Below are 26,331 nucleotides of genomic sequence, written 5' to 3' on the forward strand. Positions count from 1 at the left end.
CCGCCGTGCGCTGAAAGCGCCTCGTCGGTCCAGACGACCGGAAGAAAACCCTTGACGTGAGTCCGAATAGAGCCTTGAATCAATCGCACTGAAGTGGCCTTGTTGGGTGTCGGTGGAGAAGCCTCGTAACTCCTTCATCTACACTCGCAGGGCCATTTCAATGTCCGGCCTTCACCTCAATACGACGGATTGGAGCTAGCTGTGGGTCCCAAAGACGTTGTTGGCTGAAGAGCTGTGGAGGAGTTGACCTCCGTCTAGGCAAACTGGAATGGCTCTAGCGGGGAGTGCAAATCGCTCCGTTCGGTACCCATTTCTCGAAGCCCCAGCCCCGAAAATGCTCGCGCAGGTGGGGCTGGCGCTCGCGAAAGAGGCAAGCGTCAAGCAGCAGCTGATCTCCTACCACTACGGCTCCAAGCTGGGACTCTGGAAGGCTGTCGCGGACGATCTTTTCTTGGGGTTGCAGTGAGCGGATTGCGACGCGCGCCAACGGCCTCGACGGCGTGGATTCTGCCACCCGGGTGCGCCTGCTCGTTCGTGAGTTCCTGCTGTTCAGCGCCGAGCTTCCGCAGCTCGCTCCCGAATCGGACCCGGCTCAACTCACCTATGTGCTTGTGGGCGCTACTGCGATTTTCTCTCAGGCCGCCGAGTTTTCGTTGGTGACAGGACAGGATTCCCGGGATCCGGCTGCCGTCGAGAGCCATGTGGATCTGGTGGTGCGATTGCTTCTGCCTGGGTCATGTTAGGCTTTGCCAGCGCCGGCTTCAGGTCCTCTCGAAACACTGCAGGATGCGGCCCGGGAGGAGCTGAGATAGGCTTCCCGCGTGTTGGAGGCCGAGTCGGAAACCGGCGGGCAAGGAGCCTGGCAACCCCTCACGCGTAGAGGATTCCTGCGCAGCGCAGGCATGATCGCGAGCCTGACAGCTCTCTCGGAGTTACGGGTGCAACCGGCGATCGCGTCGCAGGGCGCGAAGGGCCTTCCCCCGCTTCTTTCCGCAGACGAGACCGAAGTCCTGACGCAGATCGTCGAGCGCATGGTCGCGAGTGACGATCCCCAGGCGCCGGCCGTTCGAGAGACGGGAGCGATCGCGGCGATCGACCGGCTGCTCCGTCAGCTCGACCCCTCCCTCACCCAGGATCTGCCGCTCGCCCTTCGCCTCTTCGAGTGGGGGCCGATCGTCTTCGATTTCACGTTCACGCGCTTCACGAACATGGATGCAGAAGCGCAGGACGCGTCGATTCGCTGCTGGATGAACAGCAGCATCTCGCTTCGGCGTGAGGCGTACGCCGCGTTTCGCAACCTGGCCTTCGTAGGCTACTACGGCCAGGAAGGGGTCTGGCCCGGCATCGGCTATCAGGGCCCGCTGTTGAAGAAGGGAGCCGGCTCGTGATCGTCTCGTTGGCCGAGCGAGGGGCCGATCTCGTCGAGACTGCCGACGTGTGTGTGATCGGTTCGGGGGCCGGCGGTGCGGTGGCCGCCGCCGAGCTTGCGGAGGGTGGGCGTTCCGTCGTCGTGCTCGAGCAGGGCCCGCATTGGTCGGCTCGGGATTTCAATCAACGTGAAGATGAGATGCTCCCGAAGCTCTTCGAGGAAGGGGGCATGCGCCAGACGCAGGACGGCGCGGTGCAGATCCTCCAGGGCCGCAGCGTCGGTGGCTCCACCGTCCACAACCTCTGTTACTGCTTCCGTACTCCGGATGCGATCCTTCGCATGTGGCGCGAAGATCATGGCCTCTCAGAGCTCACGCCCGAGGCGCTGGAGCCCTCGTTTGCCCGCGTCGAGAAGGGGCTCGGCGTCGTGCAGATCCGCGAGGACGAGGTGAACGAGCTGAACCGGATCGTCCGCCGCGGCGCCGAGAAGCTCGGTTACTCGGGCTTCGTGACGAAGCACAATCGCAAGGGCTGCGTACAGTCCGGATACTGCCTCCTCGGCTGCAGCTACGATGCGAAACAATCGATGCTGGTCACCTACGTGCCTCGTGCCGATGCTGCCGGTGCTCGCATCTACACCGATGCGCGCGTGGAGCGCATCGAAACCGAGGGCGGCCGCGTGAAGCGGGTCTTGGGGCATGCGATCGGCCCGGGTGGCACGCACCGCGGCTCCATCGAAATCAGGGCCAAGGCAGTGGTGCTCGCGGCGGGCGCGGTGAACTCGCCGGATCTTCTGCTCCGCAGCGGGCTTGCCGGCAGCGGAGGCCAGGTCGGCGAAAACCTTCACCTGCACCCCTCCGTGATCGCCACCGGGATCTTTGACGAGGAGATCCACGCCTACCGCGGCATTCCGCAGAGCTATTACATCGACGAGTTCATCGATCTCGAACGCGACCCCCGTTCGGGCGTGATCCTGATGCCGATCATCGAGTTCCCCGGCATGACGGCGGCGACCACACCTGGCTTCGGACGTGCCCATAGCGCGATGATGCGTGACTACGCGAAGACCGCCGGGTTGCTGGTGCTGTTGCACGATCAGACATCCGGCCGGGTACGAAGTGGTGACTCCCTCTCTAAGCCGGCCATCGACTACGTGCTCGAAGAACGCGACGCCGAGCAGATCGCGCAGGGCCTCCTGCACTGCGCCGAGGTGCTCTTCGCGGCGGGTGCGCGCCAGGTCCTGCTCCCCTACAAACCGGAGCCGCTGATGCTGGAGCGGGGCGACGATCTCACCGAGATCACCCGGCGCGGTGCTCGGCATGGGCAGCTCGTCACCGCCGCCACGCACCCGCAATCGACCTGCCGAATGGGCGCGGATCCCAGCTCGTCGGTCGTCGGCCCGTTCGGCGAGTGCCACGAGGTCGAGGGCCTCTTCGTGGCCGATATGAGCGTCTTTCCGACATCCCTCGGCGCTCCGCCCCAGATCACGACCGCGATGTTCGGCGACCGCACGGCCCACCATATCCTCGAAGACTGGCAGAGGTTCGCGAGATGAGTACGGCACCCCCGATCGCGATGAGACGTCTGTCGATCTTCATGGTCGTGCTCGGAGTGGCACTGATCTTGACGATCCCCTTCGCGTTCGAAATCTGGCCGGCTGGCTTCCGCTGGGGCCATCCACACGGACACGCGCCGTACGAGCGCATGATCATCGCGATCTACGTTTCGCTAGGCATCTGCATGATCCTGGCTGCCCGTGATCCGCTGAAGAATGCGATCCTGATCGATTTCACCATCCTCTCGAGCATCCTTCACGGTGGCGTGATGACCTACGACTCCATCGCCCAGGACGGCGAGCTGATGCACCTGTTGGGTGATGTGCCTCTGCTCTTCGCCGTCGCTGCGCTGTTGTGGTTCTACCACCCACGTCGCCTGACCCGAAGAGAAGAACCGAGCACGTAGAGAGGCTGGGCCCTGCTGCTGTGGGAATCAGCGAATCCGAATGCCTTGGTCTTCTGCTTCCCCATGCACTCCAGGAGAACCCTCGATGAAGCCTTCAGAGTACGCATCTCATGACGCCCTTGGCCTGGCTGCGCTCGTTGCCAGTGGCGAGGTTTCTGCGAGTGAGCTGGTCGAGGCTGCAATCGAAGCGATTGGCGAGCTCGATCCGACCTTGAACGCGGTGATCCACCAGAACTTCGAACGGGCCCGAGAAGAGGCCATGGGCGAGCTGCCCGATGGTCCGCTTCGCGGTGTTCCCTTCCTGCTGAAGGATCTCGCCTGCGGCAATCGGGCAGGCGATCCCATCCATTGGGGCAGCCGTTTTCTGCGCGACGCTGGTATCCGGGCAAAGACGACTTCGCATATCGTCGAAAAATTCGAAAAGGCAGGGCTCGTGGTGGTGGGTCGCACCAATGTCCCCGAGCTAGGCGCCTGGGCCACGAGCGAGTCCGAGGCCTATGGCCCTTGCCGCAGCCCCTGGAATCCGGACCACACCAGCGGAGGGTCGAGTGGCGGTGCTGCGGCCGCGGTGGCCTCGGGAATGGTCCCGATCGCGCACGCAAGCGACGGGGGAGGATCGATCCGGAATCCCGCCAGCCAGTGCGGGTTGGTGGGTCTCAAGCCCACCCGTGGGCGCATCTCCGCGGGCCCCGACGTTGGCGAGGCCTGGGCTGGGATGACCTTCGAATTCGCGGTGTCGCGCAGTGTTCGCGATACCGCCGCGCTGCTCGACTGCGTGCACGGGAGAATGCCTGGTGACCCGTACGGGGCCGAACCGCCGCTGCGTCCCTACATGCAGGAAATCGGTGCCGATCCAGGCGCACTACGCATCGGCGTGCTGTCCGGGCACGAAGAGATCGAAGTGCATCCCGATTGCGCCCTGGCTGCAGAGAACGCCGGTCGCCTCCTCGAGAGCCTCGGGCACGAGATCGACGGATCCCATCCCAAGGAGGTTGCAGGATCCTCGCTGATGCCGCACTCGCTGGTCATCATCTCGAGTTCGCAGGCTCGGGCGATCGAGAGTTTCGGCGAGTTGCTCGGTCGCAAGCTCGGCCCGGACGACATGGATAGCGACAACTGGGCGGTCACAAAGATCGGGCAAGACGTGAGCGCGTCCCGCTACCTGGAGGCGGTCGAAGCCAATCACCGCTACCAGCGCAGCGTCGCGGCCTGGTGGGAGGAGGGTCACGATCTGCTCATCACACCCACCATTGCGGCGCCGCCGCCACGTGTTGGCGAGATGTGCCCGGATCCAGCCAAGCCGCTCGATGCCTTCATGCGGTCCGGGGGGCTACTGCCATTCACAATACCATTCAACGTCACCGGGCAGCCGGCCATCTCATTGCCTCTGCACATGAATGACGCGGGACTGCCGATCGGCGTCCAGTTGGTCGCCGCCTTCGGGCGGGAGGATCTACTGATTCGTGTGGCATCCCAGCTGGAACAAGCCGTTGGCTGGAGTACACGGCGGCCCCGAATCCACGTCTGAAGGAGAGTGGCCAGGCTAGGCCCGGCGATCAGCGTCGACATCGTCTCCGCCGACCAATCCCCAGCGATCCTCGAATCCGGGGATGGGATCCGTCCGGAACTCGGCGTAGACGCCGAAGTGATCGGCCGGCCAGACGCCGTCCTTTTCGTCGTTGCAGACGAGGCGGCAGGACGACACCTGGCCGACACCCGTTCGCAGGGGGAACCCCGCAAAGATGTAGTCGATGCGGCGGTTGGGTTCGAGTTCAAGGCGGGCGTAGGCGTTCGTGTTGTCCCACGTGTAGCCGGCCCCACCGTTGCCCGCGGTCTTCCACGCATCGAGGAGTGCGATGCTTCGTCCTTCCAGGGATTGCAGGCCGGAGACGTAGCGGATCTCCGCGGATTCGGGTTCCGCATTGAAATCGCCAACCAGGATCGGGGGAAAGCCGGTCGCCGGGCGCCGCCGCAAGGCGAACTCGCCGAGTGCCACGACTTGTCGTTCGCGCACGACGGAATCGCGGAGCCTCCAATGGAGATGGGCGCAGGTAAAGCCGATCTCACCGAAGGGAGAATCGATCGTCACGGAGATCGCAGCTCGCGTCTCGGCATCTGGGGCCCTGCCTGCAGCGGCCGCATCCGGCAGAACGAGTGTCTCGCGATCCTTGATCGGCCATCGGCTGGCGATGGCATTGCCGAAGCCACCCGGGGAGAATTTCGAACCTTCCCGTTGGTAGCGGGAGCCCTCGACGTAGTCGATCTGGTACGGACGGTCGCCAAGCAGTTCAGCGACCTGGTCGTTTCCACCATCTGCCCGGAGCACTTCCTGGAACCCGATCAGATCCGGGTCCAGCCGGTCGATCCAGCCGCGAATCCGCTCGACCCGGCTTTCGTACGGGCCCGAATCGTGCCAGATGTTCAGGGTCAGGACGGAAAGTGTCACGGGCGCATGCTAGCCCAGGGGACTAGATGAGCGGTCTACGATCCGAGAACGTCCCCTCGGTCATCAAGGTCTGACGCATCGCCTGGATCTCGTCCCGTCCGAAGAACTTCTTGTGATGCTCGGGGTAGACGGTTCCTTCTCTGCGCTCGAAATGCTTCAGACCTCCAGTTCGAGATCGACGAACGCGCCAGAGACGGCCTTCTGGCCCGCGCGTTCCCCATTGCTGCCTTCCCAGATCGCAAACGCGATCCTGGCGGGTTCACCCGGCGTGAAACGAGTGAACTCCCCGCCACCGGGGAGAAGCGGGCGCTGGAAGACGAGGTGCCACCCCCCGTCGCGATACAGCGCGTTGGCGCGGAGTTGGCTGGAGCTTGCCGGCCGCCTCTGGCTCGTGGCGTAGCCTCGCGCGATCACGTCGAAGGGTTCCGTGCGGTCGGCCCTCCACAGCCAGGCGTTCACCGGTCGCTGCTCGTCGCCCATGGTGAACGGATTGGCCTCTCCCTGCAGCGGGAACATGACGGCGGCTCCGTCGGCGAAGCGATCCAGATCCCCGATCTGGTCATCTTTCTGGTCATCCTGCCACGAGAGGCGGACGCTGAGGCTCTCGCCGTTATGCGCCAGACGTGCTTCGACCCGGGGTACCTTGCCGTGGTTCTGACTGAGCGCCATCTGGCCGGAGACGTTCGCTGCCATCGTCACGGGTGCAGGGATGAGATCGATCCCGACGCTCTGGAGCCCCGTCCAGGCGGCTCCGTCGATTTCGAGGAGTTTCTGGTTGGCCGCCGCGATGCGCTTCACCTTTGCCATCTCATCCTCCTGGTCGGCGCCCTGCGGCGATCAGATCGGCTCCGCCGTGAACTCTGCGAAGCGATCGTGCCAGCGCCGGCTGATCAGCAGATCCATCAGCTCCGAGGGCTCACCCCGCTTGCGACGCTCACGTTCCTCGAGAATCGTGGCGAGGGCCTGGCGCACGGCCGGGCCGAAATAGCCCTCCAGTACCTCGATCGGCAGGCGCCCGGCCTCGGTCAGTCGGCCATCGTCGTCGTAGGCCAGGGGCGACATCGGCGGCACATAGTAGACGTTCGGCTCGGTGCCGAACTCCGGGTGCAGCGGCAACGCCACCTTCCATACCCGTACGAGTTTGTGCACCTGGCTCTCGGAATCATCGAGATAACCGTAGGCTCGCGTCCGCCCCACGCATTGGCGATTGCAGGCAGGTGCGATGCCCTTCTCGACCCGCGGGAAGCAATCGATGCACTTCTCGCTCTTCTGGGTGACCGGGTTGAAGTAGATCATCGAGTAGGGGCAGGCCTCGACGCAGTGGCGATGGCCTTCGCAACGATCCTGGTCGATCACCACGATCCCGTCCTCAGGTTTGAGGATGGCGTTCCGCGAGCACGCGTCGATGCAGGGTGCGTTGCTGCAGTGATTGCACTTGCGGGGCATGTAGAAGAAGTAGGGGTTGGGCCATTCGCCCTTGCCCTGGTCTTCGTCCCAGTTGTAACCCCACGTGGGAGCTTCTCCGCTGGCCGATCGCGGCTCGAGCTTCTTGCTCTGCGCGTTGCCAGCGGAGAGCACTTCGTGGTGGTTGAATTGGAAGTTGTCGCCGCAGTCCACCAGGGTCGTGAGTTCGCCCGGCTGCGGCCGTCCTTCCGCGTCGAAGCCACCGCCCTTGCTCTCCCACTCTCGCGGGTAGCCCTTGCCCGGACAGGTGGCCACGTTGGCCCAACGCATGTGCTCGGTGCCGGGGCGCTGGGTCCAGAGGTTCTTGCAGGCCACCGTGCAGGTCTGGCAGCCCATGCATTTGCTCAGGTCGATCACGGTGGCCAGTTGCCGCTTCGAACTCTTGAGCTCCTGCTTGGTCGGAATGGTGCTGCTCATGACGGCCCCTCCGTCGCGGCGATCTCGACCTTCGCGATGTCCACCCGCAGGCACCGATCGCTCGAAGGCGAAGGACCGCCCGACGTCACCTGATAGTCCAGCTGGCCGTAGTTGCCCGCCAGTTGGATGGACTTAGGTAGGCCCACCAGCATGGCGTCGTGGGATTTCCAGTTCTTGAACTGATACGGCTCCCACATGTAGATCACGACCTGGTCCTTCCCTACGGCGGCAGACGTCGAGACCATCACCTCCGTCCCATCCAGGTCGTTGAACATGCGAACCATGTCACCGTCCTCGATGCCCCGCTCGGCGGCTACCTGGTCGTTCAGGAAGATCACGGGCTGGCCGCGATGCAGGCGCATGAAGTGGGGGTTGGCGGCTTGCAGGCAATGGATGCTCCCACGGATGTGGCCGCTGATCAGCCGGAAGGGATGCATGCCGCCGACCGGGGGCGTTTCCTTGTGGGTCGGGAGAGCTTCTCCCGCCTCCAGGAACCACTCGTGGTCGATATAGAACTGTGCGCGGCGCGCATAGGTGGGATAGATGAGCTTGTCATCGACATGCCAGCGCAACGAGTAGAAGGGGGCGTCGGGGTCGACCTCGTTGGCTGCGGCGTGTCCGGCGTAACCTTCGCCGATCCCGGTCACTCTTACCTGGCCTTCCTTTTTCAGTTTCTCGTAATCGAAACCCTTGGGGAAGACGCCCGTGTTCTCGGCGATCGCCACGAATTCTCGCACCACATCCTCGTGGTGGATCAGGTGGCCATCCATCGTGAATCGCTTGTGAAGGTCGGCATAACGCTGCGTGTCGCCCCTGCGGTCAGCGAAGGACGTGAGGCCTCGCGCAGCCGCCCGCTCGCCGATCTTCTGGTGCAGGCCCGTGAAGATCTCCCACTCGGGCTTGGCCTCGCCCTGGGGCTTGACCGCCTGTTCGATCAGGCAGGTGTACGGATTCATGCCGAAGGTCAGTGTCAGGTCAGCCTTCTCGTAGTACCAGGCCGCCGGAAGCACGATGTCGCAGTGCATCGCGGAGGAGGAGAGCCGCGTCTCCACGGCGACGAGCATCTCGAGCTTGGGGAAGAGCTTCTCCACGTAGGTCTGCTGAGCGCTGCGCTCCCGGCGCAAGGGGTTGTGTGCCATCAGCATCAGCACCTGGGGTGGATGGTCGAGTGCTGGGCCGGTCAGTTTCTCGTCCCAGTAGCCGCGTTCGACCGATTCCTTCATGTACTCGCCATGGGTCCGGTCGAGGGCGGGGTCCTGCCACTCGGGGCGGTCCCAGAGCTCGTCGTATCCAGCGTGGTTGTACATGAAGAAGGTCGGCAGCACCGAACCGAAATCCCGGCTTGCCTCCTTCTGGATTTCGATGCTCACCATCTCGTCGCTGAGATCCGGATCCTTCCATTTCAGCCAAAGGGATTTGGCGATGGCCGGGGCAATCAGACGCCATAGCCCCCAGCGTTCGAGGGGTGCGTCCATGGCGCTCAGGGCCTGGAAGCCAGCCTCGGGGATCAAGAAGCAGTTGAAGCCTGTTCCCGGCTTGCCCCAGTTGCCTGTCAGCCCCATGGCCAAGAACAGGCTTCGCTCCATGAGATCGCCGTGATACTGCTTGGCGGAGGTGAAGCCAATGAAGCTGCAGGTCCGCTTGGTCGCCACCTTGCGGGCGAAGGAGCGGATGATGTCCGGATGGATGCCGCAGACTTCGGAAGCTTGCTCGGGTCGGTGTTCCCTGTCGAGCTTGGCGCGCAGCAGCTCGAAGGCGGGGGTGACCTCCACCTCGCTTCCGTCGGCGAGCTTCGCCGTCTGGCTTCCGACGAGGGCCTGCACACCATCGAAATTCAGGCTGCCGCGGGGCGCTCTGGTGATCTGGCCGGATTTCTCTTCCAGGAAGTAGAGCTGATCTTCTCGACCTCCGTCGATGTCGGAGGCTCGTAGATATCGTCCGTTGTCCTTTCGTACGAGGATCGCCAGGTCGGTCTGCTCCCGCACGAAATCGGGCTGGTGAAGTTCCTCCTCGACGATGACCTGGCAGACGCTCAACCAGAAGGCCGCATCGGTACCCGCGCGCAGGGGGAGGTGGGTATCCGCTGCCAGCGCGGTGGCATTGTAGTCCGGGGCCAGCAGCACGATCTCGGTGCCGTTGTAACGCGCCTCGGTGATGAAATGATAGATCGCCGGCCATGTGTAGGACGGGTTGGCGTTGGTGAGGACGACCAGCTCGGCATCGAAGAAGTTGTCGGCGGTGTAGCCCATGTGCATCTTGCCGAAGGTCTGACGCAGGCCTTTGAGGTCGTCGCCGATCGCGACGTTCATGTCCGGCATCACGGCGCCTAGCAGGCGGGTGGTGCGCATCGCGCCGTCGAGCGCCACGGTTCCCGCGTGGATATGCGGTGCATCGAAGATGAAGCTTTCGGGACCGTGGTTCTCGTGCGCGTCGAGGATGGCGTCGGCGACTTCGCCGAGCGCCTCGTCCCAGCTGATGCGCTTCCACTTGCCTTCGCCTCGCTCGCCCACCCGCTTCAGCGGGAAGCGCACGCGCTCGCCGCTGGCCAGCACCTGGTGGAAGCCGCAACCCTTCTGGCAGCCCTGGGGATTGAAGTCCGGGTAGGCCGGGTTCGCAGCTTCGGTTCGTGCCGCCTGCTCCTCGCGCCAGACCAACCCGTCTCGCGAGTAGACGTGGAAGGAACAGCCGCCGGGGGCGCACTGGTTGGTGTGGGAGCCCCAGTGGACAGCATCCCAGCGCCATTCGTTGCGGTAGACGTCTTCCCAGGAGCCGTAGCTCATGGCCGCGTCCACACCGCCGGGCTCGGCGGCGGCCGCATCGGGCGACAGGGCCTTCAGTTGCAAGAGGCTCAGCGAGAGGCCCAATGCGCCGGTCGCCTTCAGGAAGTCGCGCCGGTGGATTCCCCCCGGCTGCGTACGTTCGCTACCCGACGTCGTCACGGATGCTTCTCCCACTCGAACCGCCCCTGTCACTGGGCAAAAGTGGACGCTGTCAAAAAGTAGGTATCATGCTATGTAGATAGTGTCAACATAAACGCTCACCGAGGCTCACTCTGGCCTACCACCACGGGAACCTTCGCCAGGAACTTCTCGACGCGGCTGCTGAAGCCATCGAAGAGGAGGGCCTCGCGGCGCTCAGTCTGCGGGCGCTGGCCCGCAAGGTCGGCGTCTCCCATGGCGCGCCTGCTCGCCACTTCCCCGACAAGGCAGCCCTGCTCACGGCGCTTGCCACTGACGCCCTCGAGCGATTCCGCAACGCCATGAAAGAGGCTGGTGAACCAGGCGACTCGGCCCTGGAGCGCTACCGCGCAATGGGCCGGAGTTATGTGCGCTTCGCCATCGAGAATCCCGCGCATTTCCACATCGTGGGGCGCCCCGAGTTCTACAGCGCCGGGGATGAGGAGTTTTCCCGTGGCTATCAGGAACTCTTCGACACACTGAGCGCAGCGGCGGCCGAAGCTCTTCGAGAAACCGGAGTGGAAGGACTCGATCCCCAGGGCTTCTTGATTTCCACCTGGGCGATGGCACATGGCCTCGCCACGCTCTGGCTGGACGGCACCCTCGAGGATCGCACCGGCCCGGTCGATATCGAAGCGATTGCGGCCGCCGCCTTCGACGTGGTCTTCGCCAGCAGCGAAGGCATTGCGACCGCAGAATCCAGCGCGAAGTGATGGCCGCAGCGCCACTTACGCGTGGCCGTGGCGCCGGTCAGGCAGGGGAGCAAGGCGGTCTTCGTTCAGTCGCTGCTCCCCATCTTCAACGAAACAAGCGAGCCGCCGGTGCCCTGGGGCGCCGACGGCTCGCGGAGCGGGGTCTGGGAGATTGAAGGGCTGTAAAGAACTGCTCCCAGTACCCCGAACCCTGGCCACCCTGGCCATCTACTGCGCAAGAACTACCGGGAAACGGATGCGCGTCGAGCGACGCTTCTTCCGTCCCACCATGCTCTGGGACACGGGCACCTCGGTGATTCCGGCTCGTCCACCGAGCAGGAACGCCGAGCCGACGACATGGAGGTGGGTGCCACATTGGATTTGACCCAACACGGTCGCGCCATTCGAGAAGTCAGAGGCCAGCAGATAGCGCAGGCCCAGGGCGGGAACGAAGGTTGCGGCACGGCCGACGCCCTGGCCGTTGTCGTCGAACGCCTTGCAGATCACCCGGGCGCCGTTGCCGCCCGTGTTCGTGAACACGAGGGCCGTGTCGTAGGTGAGAGGCGGGTCGGTCGGCTTCGGCGCGATCCGATGGAAATCGATGGCATCGCGGTCGATCTCGATCAGAACGGGTTCGGCAGCGATGGCCTGGCTCTGGGACCAGGCGGCGGGGCTCAGGGCCAGGGCCCCAAGGACGAGCAGGCCCAGCCAGGCGGGGCGGATCTTCCGGAATGTCATCATCGAACTCCTGTAGGGGAATGAGGGATTATTTCCCACGTATCGGATCCTAACGTGGGAAATAATCCCACGTCAATCACAATCTGGAGACCCCAGGGAGATTTCGCCCTTTCGAAGCAAAATCAGGATGATCCGGCGATAGTTGCGAGTGCAGGACGTCTTTTCCGGCTCCTTCCAGTAGCTCTCGCTACGCTCGGGACATGGAGGAGAGGGAGGCGCGGTTCGGAATCGGTCAACTCGTTCGTCATCGCTTGTTCCCGTTCCGGGGCGTGGTGTTCGACGTCGATCCGGTCTTTGCGAATACCGAAGAGTGGTGGCTTTCGATCCCCGAGGACGTTCGTCCGCACAAGGATCAGCCCTACTACCACCTGCTCGCCGAGAACGAGCAGACTTCCTACGTCGCCTACGTGTCGGAGCAGAATCTCCTGCCCGATGCGAGCGGGGAGCCGATCGACCACCCGCAGGTCCCCGAGCTATTCGGCTCCCTGCAGGACGGCTTCTACGAGATCCTCCAGAGGCGCGCGCAATGAGTTTCCGGAAGGGGTGCGCGAGAGGAGCCATCCTGCTCGCCGCGTTCGCAATGGCCTGCGCGCCGAACCCTGCGCCGCGCGCTGCCGACGAACTCCGCTCCGGGGAGCCCGCGTATTCCGCACCGCCGCCGGGACATGAGTTCTCCCTGGTCGAGGTGGGGATGGATACCGACGCAGTGCGGGCAGCCGTCGGCAAGCCGACCTCCCAGCGCCGCGTTGCCACGGCGTGGGCATACGTGCCGTTCTACTTCGGAAGCGATGTGCGTCGCACCGAATGGAAATATGCTGGCCACGGCCGGATTCTCTTCGCCACGGACGGGCGAACCGGAGAGCTCGAGGTCCTGCGGGTGGAGTACGACCCGCGCGAGGACGGGGTGTAGCTCTTCGGGTTCTCATGGCCCCACGGTTCAACCCAGACCCGGAAATCGCCGATGCAGGGGTGGATGCGGGTGACGTTCGTACCGACGAGAGATGACCGATGACCGCTGCTCACGAGGATGCCCGGGTCGCACGGGAGAGGCTGCACGCTGCTCCTCGTCGCGAACTCACGATCGGGTTGACCAGCCTGGTATGTGGGCTTCTCCTGGCCGCGGGATGGACGGTTCGCGACGAGCTGTACTTCACCCCGGAGAGAGGCATCGGCTACGCCCTCGGAATCATTGGCCTCCTCTGCCTCGTGGCTCTTCTCGGCTACTCGGCGCGGAAGCGCAGTGCGAGCCTGGCGGAGGCGGGCAAGGTGAGTTCCTGGTTCCGCGTGCACATGGTGCTCGGCATCGTCGGCCCCACGGCCATTCTCTTTCACTCGAATTTCCAGCTCGGCTCGATCAACAGCAGTGTCGCCCTATGGAGCATGTTGCTGGTCGCGGGCAGTGGCTATATCGGACGCTTCCTCTACGCACGGGTGCACCGCGGTCTGTTCGGTGAGCGGCGTGCGCTGGCGCAGCTCGAGCATGATGCGGAGGAGGGTTTCGGTGTCATCGAGCGCATCGCCGAAATCGTGCCATCGCTGGCGAAGGCTCTCGATGATCACGAGCATTGGGTTCTCGATCGTGCACCCGGGCTGGTGGCGGGGATGATGCGTTTCTTTACGGCTGGGGGACGGAGCCGAGCCCTCGAGCGGCACTGCATTGCAGCCCTCCGCGGCACCGGTCGTGAAGATCTCTGGTTTCTCGAGAACGCCCTCCGGGACCATCTGTCCATCGGCGTTCGTGTGGCCCGGCTTGGCGCCTGGGAACGGTTGTTCTCGTTATGGCATGCCATTCATCTCCCGCTGGCATTTCTACTGTTCGGCGCGGCGGCGGTCCACGTGCTCGCGGTGCATCTGTTTTGATCGTTCGCGCTCTCGCCGCATTCCTCTTCATCTGCATCCTGCCCGCCGGGCTTCGCGCTGCAGATCCCGAGACATTGTTGATGCCCGGTCCCGTGATCGAGGGTCATGCGGAAAACGAAGAGGAGTGCACGAGTTGCCACCGCCCCTTCGATCGTTCCGCCGAGGACGGGCTCTGCCTCGGGTGTCATGAGGACGTGGGTGCGGATCTCACGGCCGGCAAGGGCTTTCACGGCTTGGCACCGGGTCTCGCCGCGACCGCGTGTCGCAGCTGTCATACGGATCACCAGGGACGGCAGGCTGACGTCGTGGGGCTGAATCCAGCCGCATTCGACCACGCCCTGACGGACTACCCGTTGCAGGGCGCGCACGTGCGCGTTCCCTGCGCCGATTGTCATGTCGAAGAGAAGAAGCATCGCGACGCGAGTGTCGAGTGCGTTTCATGCCACGAGAAGGATGATGTGCACCGCGGCGGCCTGGGCGAGGACTGTGGCGCCTGCCACGAGGACACGACCTGGAAGAAGGCGGTCTTCGACCACGACAAGACGAAATTCCCTCTCGAGGGAGCTCACCAGGACGCGGCCTGCCGTTTGTGCCACGCGGATGAGCGTTTCGAGAAGACACCTGGCGACTGCGCCACCTGCCATGTCAGTGCGGACGTCCACAAGGGGAGCTTCGGTCCGCAATGCGGCGATTGTCACGACGTCGAGAAATGGAAGACGCAGCTCTTCGACCACGATCGTGATACGAAGTTCCCACTCGACGGGAAGCACATCGGTGTGGATTGTGGAGCCTGCCACAAGGGCCATCTCTACAACGACCCGGCGCCAACCGATTGCAATGCCTGCCATGAGGCCGACGATGTGCATGGTGGACGAAGCGGAGATCAATGCCAGGATTGTCACGATACACGCAGCTGGACGAAGATTGCCTTCGACCACGACAAGGACACGAAATGGCCGCTCCGAGGCCGTCATGCCAAGGTGTCATGTGAGAGTTGCCATCCTGGGAAACTCGAAGATCCCGTCGAGAAGGATTGCCTGGGGTGTCACAAGCCCGACGATGTGCACCGCGGCCAGCAGGGCGAGGCGTGCACGGTATGCCACGATGAGAACACCTGGACCGAGACGGTTGGATTCGACCACGATTTGACGCACTTCCCACTGTTGGGCCTCCACGCCACCGTCGCCTGCGAGGAATGCCATACGACGCATGCCTATGCGGACGCCGAAACCGATTGTGCTGCCTGCCATCGGCCGGATGACAAGCACGAAGAGCGCCTGACCGAGGCCTGTGCCAGCTGCCACAATCCGAACAGTTGGGCGATCTGGCACTTCGACCACGATGCCCAGTCCGACTTCCCCCTGCATGGGGCCCACGAGGGCGTCGATTGCATCACCTGTCATGTGGCGCCCGCTGCCGAAAAGATCGAGTTGACGAGCGAGTGCGGGATCTGCCATCTCACCGACGATGTCCATCGCGGAGCCTTTGGTCGCGATTGCGGGCGTTGCCACGGCGAGCAGGACTGGACGAAAGTGAAGTTGGAGCGCTAGGCGCGGCCGCGTCCGGCTAGAGACGATCGAGCCAGCCGGCGCTGGCGGGAGGCTGGGAGAGCAGGGCGGCGATGGCTTCGTGATCGCTGCGCAGGGCGAGATCGAGGGCGGTATCGCCTTCCTCGTTTCGGGTACGAAGCCTGGCCCCGTTTTCCAGCAGCAGGCGGACGACGTCTTCGTGGCCGGCATCCGATGCGTGCATCAGCGCCGTGTAGCGCCGTGCTCCCCGGTGGTCGCGGTCGGCACCGTGCTCGATCAGGAGGCGCACGACGGAAAGATGGCCGCGAGCCGCCGCGAGCACGAGTGCTGTATCCCCGTGTTCCGACGGCGCATCGATGACAGCGCCCGATCGAAGCAAGCGGTTCAGGCGATCCGGGTCTCCCTGGCAGGCCGCAACGGCTACCAGGGGAAGGCCATTCGGACAATGCAACCGTGGGTTGCCGCCGTGGTCCATCAAGGCACGGAAGGCAAGGTCCTCATCACTCGCCGCGGCATCGCAGAGCGCGTTGGCGTCGGGCACGGCACCCGCATCGAGAAGTGCTGCCGCGGCAGCACCTTCGCCCGCATGAAGGGCGAGGGCAAGAGGTGTCCGGTGCTCCGCATCCGTGAGGCCGCCATCGGCTCCTGCGGCCAGCAAGGCGTGCACCGCATCTGCATGGTCGCTGGCCGCAGCCCACAAGAGCGGTGTTCGGCCGGTTGCGTCGGCCCGATCGATTTCGGCGCCCTCGGATAGGAGCCGTTCGATCACGCGGGCGTTGCCTGCGCTGGCCGCGAAGGAGAGTGCATCCCGTCCGTTCTCGGTGCGGGCACGTACGTCCGCGCCGGCATCGACGAGAAGCGCCGTGATCACCACGTCTCCTGCCCAGGCGGCGCGGGTCAGCGCGGTGTGGCCTCCAGGGCCACTCGCCTGGATGCGGTGGTCGCCACGCAGCAGGGAACGGACCAGGTCTTCATCGCCATGCCATGCCGCCGCCATCAGCGGGGTCCAGCCAGTTTCGGAAACGGCCTGCTTGGAAATCCAGCGGGCCGAACGTCGCGATGGTGTGTTCCGCTCGGCGCTGGGCGCGCCGGCTCGACGTAGCCAGGCTGCCGTTTCCCGGTGGTCACCGGCGAGTGCCAGATCGAGGGCACTCCGCCCGGCGCGGTCTTTCTGCGCAAGCTTGGCGCCGCCCTTCGCGAGCTGTCGTGTGATCTGGAGGTTGCCGCGCCGAGCCGCCAGATGCAGCGGCGTTGCCTCTCGGGAATCTCGCGCGTTCGGGTCGGCACCCGCCAAAAGGAGCGGGGGGATCATGCGTTCGCCACCCGTGCGTGCTGCCAGGTGAAGGGCCGATTCGTTGTCGCGGCCACGAACCCCGATCTCTGCGCCTGCGTCCAGAAGGAGCTCGACCAGTGGCACCGACCCGGTAGCGATGGCTTCGTGCAGGAGCGGCGGGGTGAGCGAAGCCCCAGGCGTAGCGGGATCGGGTTTCACAGGGGGGGCCGCGCGGCTGTTCAGGTCCGCACCGGACTGCAGGGCTGCGCGAGCTGCCACGACGTCGCGGGATTTTACAGCGCGCAGCAAGCGCGCATCCGCGTCGCCGCCCGGCTCCGCATCTCGGGCGGTCGTGAGGCCACCTGTGGCGGCGGCTTTCGCGAGGGCGCGGGCGGCCGGTTTGTATCCCTGCTCTGCCGCCGAAACCAGCCACACACGTGCGGCTTCCGGGTCGGCAGAGCCTCCCCAACCGTTGCGGTACAGCTGGGCGAGTTGGTACTGCGCTTTCACATGGCCGGCCTCAGCCGCTCGGAGGAGCCACTCCCGCGCCTGACCAAGATCCTTGGCAACGCCTCGGCCCGATCTGTACAGCACGCCGAGTTGGTACTGGGCTTCGATGTCTCCGCTGTCCGCGAGTGCCTTGCAGAGATCGGCCGCTCTGGAGAAGTCATGGGTACGGATCGCGAGCTGCATCTCTTCGACGGAGCCGGCGAGAGCCGCGGTCGGGAGCCACAGGAGGAAGGCCAGGACGAGTGTGCGCTTCATGCGTGTACGGGGGTTCCGTATCGGGTCTCGATCTCAACGCCGATCTTGTGCAGGAAATCGTTGGGAAGCACGCCGCCGGCACAAATCACCACCGCATCATTCGGCAGCTCCCGATGGCCGCCCTGGGTATGAACGGCGACGAGATCGGCACGGATTTCCTCCACCTTGCTGCCGAGGAGAACCTCGAGATGGTGTTGATGGATCGCTTCCTCCAGCAACTCGCGACTATTCGGGCACGCCCGATGAAACGCGTCCCCGCGATAGGAGAGCGTGACCTGGCATCCTTCCTGCTGAGCAAGGGAAGCGGCCGCCTCCAGAGCGCTATCGCCGCCGCCCACGACGAGCACGCGCTTGCCGGTGTACTGTGCCGGATCCGTCAACGAATAGACGACCTTGCTCGAGTCTTCGCCGGGTACTTCGAGCTTGCGGGGCGTTCCGCGACGGCCGACCGCCAGAAGTACGCTCCGGGTTTCGAAAGCCGCCCGATCGGTTTGCACTTCGAAGCTGCCGTCGGATCGACGTTCGACGGCAAGGACTCGTTCTCTTTCGCGCACACGCAGGCCGGTGTCGGCTCGGACCCGCTCCCAGAACTCGAGCAGCTCTTCCTTCTGGGTCGCCCGCATATCGACCGGACCCACCAGCGGTACGTTGACGGGATGGGTGACGATGATCTTGCCGCGGGGATGGTGCACCAGGGAGCCGCCGAGGCGTTCCTGCTCGATCGTGACGAAACGAAGGCCCGACTGGAGTGCGGTCAGTGAGGCCCCAAAACCTGCGGGTCCTGCACCCACGATCACAGTGTCGAGCATGTCACGTTCGTCACCGACCCCGGGCAACTTGGTGATCGATTCGACCGCCTGACGTCCCTGCTCGATGGCGTTTCGTATCAGGCCCATCCCGCCGAGTTCACCGGCCACGAATACGCCCGGAACATTGGTCTGGAAGTCCGGGCCGAGAAGCGGGATGTTGACGCCTCGCCGCTCGCTTCCGATCACGAGTCGGATGGCATCCGTTGGGCATGCCGCCGCACAGGCGCCGTGACCGATGCAATTCGTCGGATTGACCAGCTCTGCCTGGCCGCCGACGACGCCGAGGACGTCTCCATGGGGACATGCGTCTACGCAGGATCCACAACCCAGGCAGCGGTTGCCGTTGATGACCGGATGAATCGAGACCGGCTCGGTTGCGCCGGTTGCCTGCATGCGTTGGAGATCGCGGAGCGCGCGGTCTTCACGTTGGTTTCGCGAGCGGAAGTAGACGAGCATCAGCGCCAGCAGTGGCACCAGATAGATGGCCGCGGGAGAGAGCATGGCTGTTGCGATGTCGCCCAAAAAGATTCCTCGTGTCGACGGGAGATGCATCGAGGGATCTTCGGTGCGGGGAGGTGATCCAGGTCACGCAGGATGTTGCGTGCTCTTGCGCCTCAGTAGTCGTATCGGGCGCCGAACAAGACCGAATAGCCTTGCTCGTCTCCAACCCCTGGGAAGCGTTCGCCCCGGGACCAGCGGTAGTGGCCTTCCAGGTCGAGCGTGATCCGGCCAACGCGGAGGTCGATTCGGAAGCCCGGGCGGAGGGTGAACACGCTCTCGCGATCCTGGGCATCCCTCCACTCGAGATCGAGCAGCGGGTTCAGGCGGAACCGCCGCCACATGGGCGAACGCCAGCTCCAGTGGAGGCCCAGGATTTCGATGGTTCGAGCATCGACCCAGCGCAGGCCGAGGGTGCCGACATCCCCGGCGACGAAGAGCTCGCTGCCGGTCGCTTGAAGGTAGGTGGAGAGTTGTCGGCCGGTGCCCTCGAACTCCTCGATTCCACCGGATTCGGGCGTTCCTGAGAGATCCGAGATCGCGACATCGCCGGAGATCTGGAAACGCTCGTTCAACCGGTGGGTCAATCCGACGCTCACGGACCGGGAACGTGCCGTCCTGTCGTCCGCCAGAGCTTCGATCTCATCCGTGCCGAAGCGATCGTGCAGGTCGGAGAGCGAATCGTCCAGCTGTCCGAAGAGTGCGTTGCGCGTGCCCAGGGTCGGGAGGCGTCGCCAGTCGACCAGGAAGTTCAAATCCGTGTCGGGGCGAAGGCGTAGGTTGCCCACCAGGAAAGCGGTGTTCAGTTCGTTGTAGTGGACGTCGTAGTCGAGAAGCCCAGCCAGAAAGCGGCCATCCGCCGCATAGCGAAACTCCGCGCCGATGGCCGAGCGATCCGTGAAGCCCTCTGCCCATTGCTGGATGGCAAAGAATTCGACATCGAGGCCTTCCACGACGCCGCGCGTCTCGAGGTTCAGGCCCACCAGCTGTTGGCTCAGATCAGGGCTCGAGCGCACGAACGGATCGACCGGGAAACCTGCGACAGTGCCGAGGCGCAGGCCCGGGCGGAGTTCGTAGCTTACCTCGGCGCCATCGAAACGTCCGACCACGCCCGCCCGGTTTCCTGGCAGACGGCCCATGCCCACGTTCCAGGGCACCCCGATTCCCTCGGCCTCGACGAAGAGCGTGTTCACGCGCCAGCGCTCGTCGTTGTCGATGAAATCGAATAGATGGGTTCCCGAGAGTTCTCCTCGAACATCCCAACGTTCGTTCTGCCAGCGGCTCCCGAGGAAGACGTCACTGTAGATCGATGAATCGACCAGGGAATCACCGAAGTCATCGGTGAAGCGCTCGTCACGCCGGTAGCTGGTGGCGAGACTACCGAAGACATCGAAGTTCGAGTCTCGGTCTTTCGTACTCGCGGGTCGCAGGGCGGGGGAGGGCTCAGCGCGGGCGGTGACGAGTGCGTCGAGGCGTTGGCGGACCCGCTCCGTCGCTTCACCTTCCGGATACCGTTCCAGGTAGGTCTCGTACTCTGCGCGAGCGTGGGCGAGCTGCCCATTGCGTTCCCGGGCCAGGCCCAGCCATTCGAGCGCCGCAGGTGTGGATGCGTTCTCCGGAAACGACAGCACCTTCGTGAAGAGCGCAACGGCCCGATCCAGCTGGCCTCCGGCGAGTGCGGCTCGGCCCTCCGCCAGCACTTGTGCGACCTGGTCCGCATCGGCGGGCGAAAGCGCGGCGAAGTGCTTGATGGGGTCTTGCCTGCCTCGCGGGTCCTGGGAAGGTGGTGTTTCGGCCCGCTGCTCTTCAGGGGATTCCTCCCCAGGGCTCCGCGGGTCCGCATTCACGAGCCCCGAGCCCGTCTTGATCTCCAGCTCAGCGGAGTCGAGCCTTTCTTTCATGCCGACCCGGACGGCCCATGCGGTGGGGAAGTCGGGCGCGAGCCTGTCCTTCGCTGCGTGGGCCTCGTCCTCCGTGGCAAAGAATCCCATGCGCAAGCGAACCCAGGGGACACCCTCTCGCATGAACGTCACACGATAGAGGCTGTGGCCCGGTTCAACGCCGGAAGGTCCCAGCTGCGGCAACGCTTCCGTGGCGGGTGCGGCGAAGAGCTGGAGTGCGAAGGGGAGGGCGAGATTCACGGGCGAAGGGGGCAGGGCCGGTGCGACGGCCTGGGTGCCCAACGGACCCGATTCCGAAGAGGACAGATCGGGCGACGGGTCTTCGTCTGAATTGGCGACCTTCGGGCGCGGGGCAGGTTCCGGAAGACGAGGGGTCGGTTCCGGACGAGCAATGGGCGGCTTCGCACGTTTCGAAGCGGGAAGTACGACCACCAGAAGACTGCGAAGGTCCGAGTCCTCTTCGACTCGCAGTTTCACGGGCCGCTCGAACAAGAGCTCCAGGCGTCCACTCCGCCGCCGCCCGCCCCGGTAGCGTACTTCCTGGAGCGAGCTGCCTGCTCCATCTGGTGCACGGAGGGCTTCGTCCCCGGCTTGCGCAAGCAGGTCTCCGAGATCCTGGCCCAACGGCGTGATCTCGATTTCGATCCGATCGCTAGGGCTCCGCGGTGCGTGGCGGAGGTATCGCATGGGCACACCCATTCGAATCCGGATCTCGTCGCTGCCGTCTGCCAGGGTGCGCAGATCGAGCCCGCGCAGCAGGCGACCGCGGGTGGGCTGGGCTTCGGCAGTTGCAGGTGCCAGCAAGAGAAGAAGCGCCACGCCAAGCAGTCCGCTCGCGCGCCAGCACATGCTATGCACTCGCCCTGCCAAGATCCCCAACGATCGCTCCATTGCGGGCCAAGGGTCGGGCCCGAGGTGTCCATCGACGGTCCGAGCTACGCGCTTGTGAGAACCGTCACAAGTTCCATTATCGATCGGTCGAATAGGGAAATTGAGGGGTACCGGGCAATGCTGCCTGTGGGCGGAGCGGACGAGAGGCGGCAGAATGGAGAGTGAGACGAACTCCAGAGCCCGACGCAGGCTTCTCCTCCGCCTGGGGCCGCTCCTTGCAATGGGATTGTGTTTGCTGGCTTTCCCGTCGTTTGGCCAGGTCGTCGACTACGACGATTTCGACCACTGGACGACCGGGTTCCCGTTGACGGGTGGGCACGCACGCGCAGCGTGCGAGAGCTGTCATCCCGGCGGGGAATTCGGCGCAACTCCCGATGATTGCGTCGCCTGCCATGGTGGAGCTGGGCTGGGTGGTTGGACGCGCAAGCCGGGAAACCACGTACCGAGCTCCAATCGATGCGATGATTGCCACACGACAGCGACCTGGAGCCACGCTCGCTTCGACCACCTGGGTGTCACGGAACCTTGCGGCGCCTGCCACAACGGCGTGTGGGCGGAAGGGAAGAACGGGCGCCATCTGCCTACTTCGAATCGCTGCGAGGATTGTCATACGACCGTTGTCTGGCGGAATGCGCGTTTCGACCACGTAGGCATCTCCAACGGGTGCTTCCGTTGCCACAACGGCACGCTTGCCAGCGCCAGATCCCGCGACCATCTGCCGACGTCGAACCGCTGCGAGGATTGCCACGACGTCGTGCGCTTCGCATCTGCCGAGATGAACCACGTCGGTATCCAGAATGGCTGCAACGCCTGCCACAATGGTTCAAGAGCGACCGGCAAGGATCGCACCCATATCCCCACTCATGATCGCTGTGAAGCCTGCCACGACACCGTGGCATTCCGCCGTGGCACCATGGATCACACCGGGATCACCAATGGGTGCTTCACTTGTCACAACGGCAAGCTGGCTACCGGCAAGCACGCGACGCATATTCCGTCCCCGGATATCTGCGAAGTCTGCCACAACACGACGAGTTGGAAGTAGGCGCGAATCACTCCGTGCCGGATGTCACCGAATGGATTCCTCGTGTGACTCCCACTGCTTCCGCTGCGCTCGAGCCTTCGGCTACGTACGATCTGCCGCCTGTCTGCGCGCGGGATTCAGGCTAGTCGCCGTGAGCGTGGTCACCCGCAAAACCTGAATCAGGGTCGATGGTTTCCCTGCGCTTCTGAAGGCGAGTTGTTTCGTCGGGAGCGCGGGAGACATCATGGTCAAGGCGGAATATCTCGAATCGGGCCGTAGCTTTCGGGGCCGTACCTGGAAGCTCCTTCTGGTGGGGTTCCTTTCCCTGCTCATGGCCTCCGCGTCCTGGGCAGGCGCCCGAGATCAGGCGCGTCGCATGCATGACCGCTTGATCGGTGCGCCTCCCGATGACGCCACCCTGCAGGTCATGCAGGATCGGATCCAGGCCGGTCAGCCTGTTCAGGCTGCCTACCGCGCAATGGAGGATCCGCTCTTCTACAGCTCGACGCTCAAGAACTTCGTGACGCCCTGGACGAACGAGGCCGAGACGGTCTTCGCCCCTCTGAACGACTACACCGCAACCGCGATCGGAATGATCCGCGACGAGGTGCCTTTCGATCGGGTGCTCTCGGCGGACATGGTCTACATCGGCGCGCCCGGTGTCGTCGAGCGCGCCTATTCCCACGACGACAACCGGCACTACGAAGATCTCGAGGAATCGGGAGCGGATCTATCCGATCCGGCCGTGCTGATGGCCGTCTCTCAGTCCGGACTGCCGGGCTCCCCTCTGCCGAGCTCCGCGACAGCGGGCGTCATGACGACCCGAGCCGCAGGTGTGGCGTTCTTTCGAGCCGGTACGAATCGGCGGATGTTGCGTGCCACCGTCTTGAACTATCTCTGCACGGATCTCGAGGGGTTGAAAGACACCACCCGCTCGACGGATCGCATCCGCCAGGACATCCCGCGTTCGCCCGGTGGCGACAGCTCGGTCTTCCTGAACAACTGCTCGGGCTGTCATACCGGCATGGACCCGCTGGCCCAGGCCTTCGCGTACTTCGAATACGACCAGGATGCGGAGAGGGTCGTCTACACACCCGGCGAGGTACAGGCGAAGTACTTCAACAACGCCGGCACGTTTCCTCTCGGCTTCGTCACGCCCGATGACAGCTGGACGAACTACTGGCGGCACGGCCCCAACGCAGCCATCGGCTGGGGAAACGGCCCCGGAGAAGGAGCCGGACCGAAGAGCCTCGGCCAGGAGATTGCTGGCAGTCGCACATTCGCCGTCTGCCAGGTTCAAAAAGTCTTCAGCCAGATCTGCCTGCGGCCCGTCAGCTCGCAAGAGGATCGCGATGAGGTCGAACGCATCGCGGACGTCTTCGAGAGCGGCGGCCGAAGCATGAAACGGGTGTTCGGCGAGGTCGCCACCCATTGCATGGGCAATTGAGCTTCCAGCCCACTCCCGTTTCCACGTTCTGGACGCGAACTCTCGACCGCATGAGGTCCCCAATGACGCGCTTTTCTTCTCTTCGTCGTACCCGCATCGCCGAGCTGTGCCTGGCCCTGGCTCTGCTTCTCCTCGCTCTACCGAGCGCGACGTCTGCTTCTTCTCCCTTCGGGCCGACAGTCGACGCGTTCTGCTCGGGACAGGGCCTCGGCACTCCCTACGCCGATCTGGTGGACCCGAATACCTTCTTCGTAGAGTGCACGCTCTGTCACGACAGTTCGTTTCCTGCCTCGCTCCCGAATAGCGGGAACGCGCGAGCGGCGGAGAAGGCGGCCTGGGAGAACAGCAACTACGGCTTCTTCTGCCCTGCCCAGAATCAACCCCCGGTCCTCCAGGGGATTGGCGCCAAGATGGGGACCGAAGGCCAGAACATGAACTTCACGGTCACCGCGTCTGATGCAGACGCCGGCGATACGCTTACGCTCTCCGCATCCCCCTTGCCGAACGGCGCGACCTTCGTTGACAACGGCGATGGGACCGGCGCCTTCGATTGGACCCCGGCGATCGGCCAGGCCAGCGTCTACAACGTGGTGTTCACCGTCAGCGATGGCACGGGCAACGCCATGGAGACCGTGCCGATCACGGTCTTCAATGCGAACCAGGCTCCCGTACTCGCGGCCGTCGGCAATCAGGCGGTGGATGAAGGCGGCACCCTGTCGCTCTCGGTTTCCGCGACGGATCCTGAGGGTGACGCTCTCTCTCTGACTGCAGGCAACCTTCCGACCGGAGCGAGCTTCGTCGACGGTGGCAATGGCACGGCGACCTTCTCCTGGATGCCCGACTTCGCTCAGGCCGGGAACAACTCCGTGACCTTCACGGTCGCGGATAACGGCAGTCCGCCCTTGAGCGATTCCGAGACGATCGTGATCTCGGTCGGCGATGTGAATCGACCTCCGGTGTTGGCACCGATCGGCAACCAGGGCGTCAATGAGGGCGATCCTCTCGTCTTGAACCTGGCGGCTGCAGATCTCGATGGAGATGCCCTGAGCTTCTCCACCGCCAACCTACCCGCGACTTCGACCTTCGTAGACGACGCCGACGGAACCGCGACGTTCTCGTGGACACCGGCCTTCGGGGAGACGGGCAACTACGCCGTGACGTTCAGTGCGATGGACGATGGCACGCCCCCGGCAGGTGTTTCGGAGACGGTGACGATCTCGGTGGGCGACGTGAACCGCTCTCCGGTGATCACGCCGATCGGCAACCAGATGATCAGCGAAGGTGCACCACTCCAACTTGCGGTGATGGCAAGCGACCCGGACGGAAACATGCTCAGCCTCCAGGCCTCGGGCCTTCCCCAGGGCGCGACGTTCAGCGACGCCGGGAACGGAACCGGCAGCTTTGCATGGACTCCGGGCTTCGATCAGGGTGGCAACCACGCCATCACGTTCACGGCGATGGATGACGGCAATCCGGTGCTGAACGCGACCGAATCGATCATGGTCAGCGTCGGCGATGTCAATCGCCCGCCGGTGCTCGCAGCAATCGGTGATCGCAGCGTGAATGAGGGCGTGTTGCTGCAGTTCGCGGTGAACGCTTCGGATCCGGACGGCGGGACGTTGAGCCTGCAACTCGCTGGCGCGCCCGTAGGTGCCGCCCTGCAGGACAACGGAGACGGTACGGGCACATTTGCCTGGACTCCGGGCTTCGGAGAAGCGGGCAACTACGCGATCACCGTCCTGGCGACGGATGATGGGACCCCTGTCGCCCAGGATCAGGAAGCCATCACCGTGACCGTCGGTGATGTGAATCGGCCGCCGGCCCTGGCTCCCATCGGGAACCGGGCGGCGAACACGAACCAGCTGCTCAGCTTCCAGCTGAGTGCGACGGATGCCGACGGCGATGCCGTTTCTCTCGGCGTGGCGGGTGCACCCGCAGCATCGACCCTGGTCGACAACGGCGACGGTACGGGAACCTTCGCCTGGACTCCGGGTGACGCGGACGTCGGCAACTTCATGCTGACCTTCACCGCGACGGACGCTGGGAATCCCGCGCAAAGCGTTTCCGAAACAATCACCCTGGCAGTCGGGCAGGTGAACAACCCGCCGGCACTGGTGAGAATCGGCGATCGCATGGCGACGTCGGGTCAGATGTTGGCGATCACGAGAAACCGTAGAAATCTGATCATCTAGCCGTGGTCGCGCGCGAGTGCTGGTTTCTCGTCAGAACGGCGAATCGGTGTCGGTCGGATCGGTGTCGAGTTCGCGATCGAGAGCCGCGAGGTAGTGTC

At 64.3% G+C, this 26,331-nt stretch carries 21 protein-coding genes and 1 pseudogene; 14 read left to right on the forward strand and 8 right to left on the reverse strand.

Annotated elements, in window-relative coordinates:
* Positions 1–500 precede the first annotated feature (500 nt).
* The 5 genes from GY937_20255 (at position 501) to GY937_20275 (ending at position 4,858) form a co-directional block, all read left to right on the forward strand.
* Positions 501–743 carry a hypothetical protein gene (locus GY937_20255; GenBank protein MCP5059044.1) on the forward strand — a complete coding sequence of 81 codons (243 nt, stop codon included), beginning with the start codon at positions 501–503 and terminating at the stop codon, positions 741–743.
* Between the two features lie 78 nt (positions 744–821).
* Positions 822–1,388 (forward strand): hypothetical protein, encoded by a 567-nt coding sequence (locus GY937_20260; GenBank protein MCP5059045.1) that lies wholly within the window; start codon positions 822–824, stop codon positions 1,386–1,388.
* A complete protein-coding gene (locus GY937_20265) occupies positions 1,385–2,923 on the forward strand; it encodes a GMC family oxidoreductase (GenBank protein ID MCP5059046.1) in 1,539 nt (512 codons plus the stop codon). The genes GY937_20260 and GY937_20265 overlap by 4 nt, the downstream gene beginning before the upstream one ends.
* Positions 2,920–3,330, forward strand: coding sequence for a hypothetical protein (locus GY937_20270; GenBank protein ID MCP5059047.1), 411 nt, complete (start codon positions 2,920–2,922; stop codon positions 3,328–3,330). The genes GY937_20265 and GY937_20270 overlap by 4 nt, the downstream gene beginning before the upstream one ends.
* An 85-nt stretch (positions 3,331–3,415) precedes the next feature.
* Positions 3,416–4,858, forward strand: coding sequence for an amidase (locus GY937_20275; protein MCP5059048.1), 1,443 nt, complete (start codon positions 3,416–3,418; stop codon positions 4,856–4,858).
* Positions 4,859–4,873: 15 nt separating this feature from the next.
* On the opposite strand, the gene GY937_20280 is transcribed toward GY937_20275, so the two are convergent.
* From GY937_20280 to GY937_20295, 4 genes are all read right to left on the reverse strand, one after another.
* Positions 4,874–5,776 carry a hypothetical protein gene (locus GY937_20280; protein MCP5059049.1) on the reverse strand — a complete coding sequence of 301 codons (903 nt, stop codon included), beginning with the start codon at positions 5,774–5,776 and terminating at the stop codon, positions 4,874–4,876.
* A gap of 156 nt (positions 5,777–5,932) precedes the next feature.
* Complete coding sequence (locus GY937_20285) at positions 5,933–6,583, reverse strand: ethylbenzene dehydrogenase (GenBank protein ID MCP5059050.1); 651 nt, start codon at positions 6,581–6,583, stop codon at positions 5,933–5,935.
* A 30-nt stretch (positions 6,584–6,613) separates the two neighbouring features.
* Entirely contained in the window at positions 6,614–7,657 is a 1,044-nt protein-coding gene (locus GY937_20290; protein MCP5059051.1) for a respiratory nitrate reductase subunit beta, read from the reverse strand.
* Positions 7,654–10,611 carry a molybdopterin-dependent oxidoreductase gene (locus GY937_20295; protein MCP5059052.1) on the reverse strand — a complete coding sequence of 986 codons (2,958 nt, stop codon included), beginning with the start codon at positions 10,609–10,611 and terminating at the stop codon, positions 7,654–7,656. The genes GY937_20290 and GY937_20295 overlap by 4 nt, the downstream gene beginning before the upstream one ends.
* A 98-nt stretch (positions 10,612–10,709) precedes the next feature.
* Here GY937_20295 and GY937_20300 point away from each other — a divergent pair.
* A pseudogene (locus GY937_20300) lies at positions 10,710–10,883 on the forward strand (TetR family transcriptional regulator).
* 99 nt (positions 10,884–10,982) lie between these two features.
* Positions 10,983–11,327: a WHG domain-containing protein gene (locus GY937_20305; GenBank protein ID MCP5059053.1), complete on the forward strand. Its 345-nt coding sequence runs from the start codon at positions 10,983–10,985 to the stop codon at positions 11,325–11,327.
* Positions 11,328–11,534: 207 nt separating this feature from the next.
* On the opposite strand, the gene GY937_20310 is transcribed toward GY937_20305, so the two are convergent.
* Positions 11,535–12,047 carry a hypothetical protein gene (locus tag GY937_20310; GenBank protein ID MCP5059054.1) on the reverse strand — a complete coding sequence of 171 codons (513 nt, stop codon included), beginning with the start codon at positions 12,045–12,047 and terminating at the stop codon, positions 11,535–11,537.
* Between the two features lie 197 nt (positions 12,048–12,244).
* Here GY937_20310 and hspQ point away from each other — a divergent pair, with 197 nt between their 5' ends.
* The 4 genes from hspQ (at position 12,245) to GY937_20330 (ending at position 15,454) form a co-directional block, all read left to right on the forward strand.
* Positions 12,245–12,574 (forward strand): heat shock protein HspQ, encoded by a 330-nt coding sequence (gene hspQ / locus GY937_20315; protein ID MCP5059055.1) that lies wholly within the window; start codon positions 12,245–12,247, stop codon positions 12,572–12,574.
* Positions 12,571–12,954, forward strand: a complete 384-nt coding sequence (locus tag GY937_20320) for a hypothetical protein (GenBank protein MCP5059056.1) — start codon at positions 12,571–12,573, stop codon at positions 12,952–12,954. Before hspQ ends, GY937_20320 begins: the two co-directional genes overlap by 4 nt.
* Positions 12,955–13,052: 98 nt before the next feature.
* Entirely contained in the window at positions 13,053–13,904 is an 852-nt protein-coding gene (locus GY937_20325) for a hypothetical protein (GenBank protein ID MCP5059057.1), read from the forward strand.
* Complete coding sequence (locus GY937_20330; GenBank protein ID MCP5059058.1) at positions 13,901–15,454, forward strand: cytochrome C; 1,554 nt, start codon at positions 13,901–13,903, stop codon at positions 15,452–15,454. The genes GY937_20325 and GY937_20330 overlap by 4 nt, the downstream gene beginning before the upstream one ends.
* Positions 15,455–15,470: 16 nt before the next feature.
* Here GY937_20330 and GY937_20335 read toward each other — a convergent pair whose 3' ends face one another.
* The 3 genes from GY937_20335 to GY937_20345 form a co-directional block, all read right to left on the reverse strand.
* Complete coding sequence (locus GY937_20335) at positions 15,471–17,471, reverse strand: hypothetical protein (protein MCP5059059.1); 2,001 nt, start codon at positions 17,469–17,471, stop codon at positions 15,471–15,473.
* Positions 17,468–18,781, reverse strand: a complete 1,314-nt coding sequence (locus GY937_20340) for an NAD(P)-binding domain-containing protein (GenBank protein MCP5059060.1) — start codon at positions 18,779–18,781, stop codon at positions 17,468–17,470. The genes GY937_20335 and GY937_20340 overlap by 4 nt, the downstream gene beginning before the upstream one ends.
* Before the next feature lie 113 nt (positions 18,782–18,894).
* Entirely contained in the window at positions 18,895–21,570 is a 2,676-nt protein-coding gene (locus GY937_20345) for a hypothetical protein (GenBank protein MCP5059061.1), read from the reverse strand.
* A gap of 154 nt (positions 21,571–21,724) precedes the next feature.
* Here GY937_20345 and GY937_20350 point away from each other — a divergent pair, with 154 nt between their 5' ends.
* The 3 genes from GY937_20350 (at position 21,725) to GY937_20360 (ending at position 26,233) form a co-directional block, all read left to right on the forward strand.
* Positions 21,725–22,615 carry a hypothetical protein gene (locus GY937_20350; protein MCP5059062.1) on the forward strand — a complete coding sequence of 297 codons (891 nt, stop codon included), beginning with the start codon at positions 21,725–21,727 and terminating at the stop codon, positions 22,613–22,615.
* Positions 22,616–22,838: 223 nt separating this feature from the next.
* Positions 22,839–24,041, forward strand: a complete 1,203-nt coding sequence (locus GY937_20355) for a hypothetical protein (GenBank protein ID MCP5059063.1) — start codon at positions 22,839–22,841, stop codon at positions 24,039–24,041.
* 62 nt (positions 24,042–24,103) lie between these two features.
* Positions 24,104–26,233 (forward strand): tandem-95 repeat protein, encoded by a 2,130-nt coding sequence (locus GY937_20360; GenBank protein ID MCP5059064.1) that lies wholly within the window; start codon positions 24,104–24,106, stop codon positions 26,231–26,233.
* Positions 26,234–26,331 lie beyond the last annotated feature (98 nt).

The organism is bacterium, assembly GCA_024228115.1.
Taxonomy (GTDB): Bacteria; Myxococcota_A; UBA9160; order UBA9160; family UBA6930.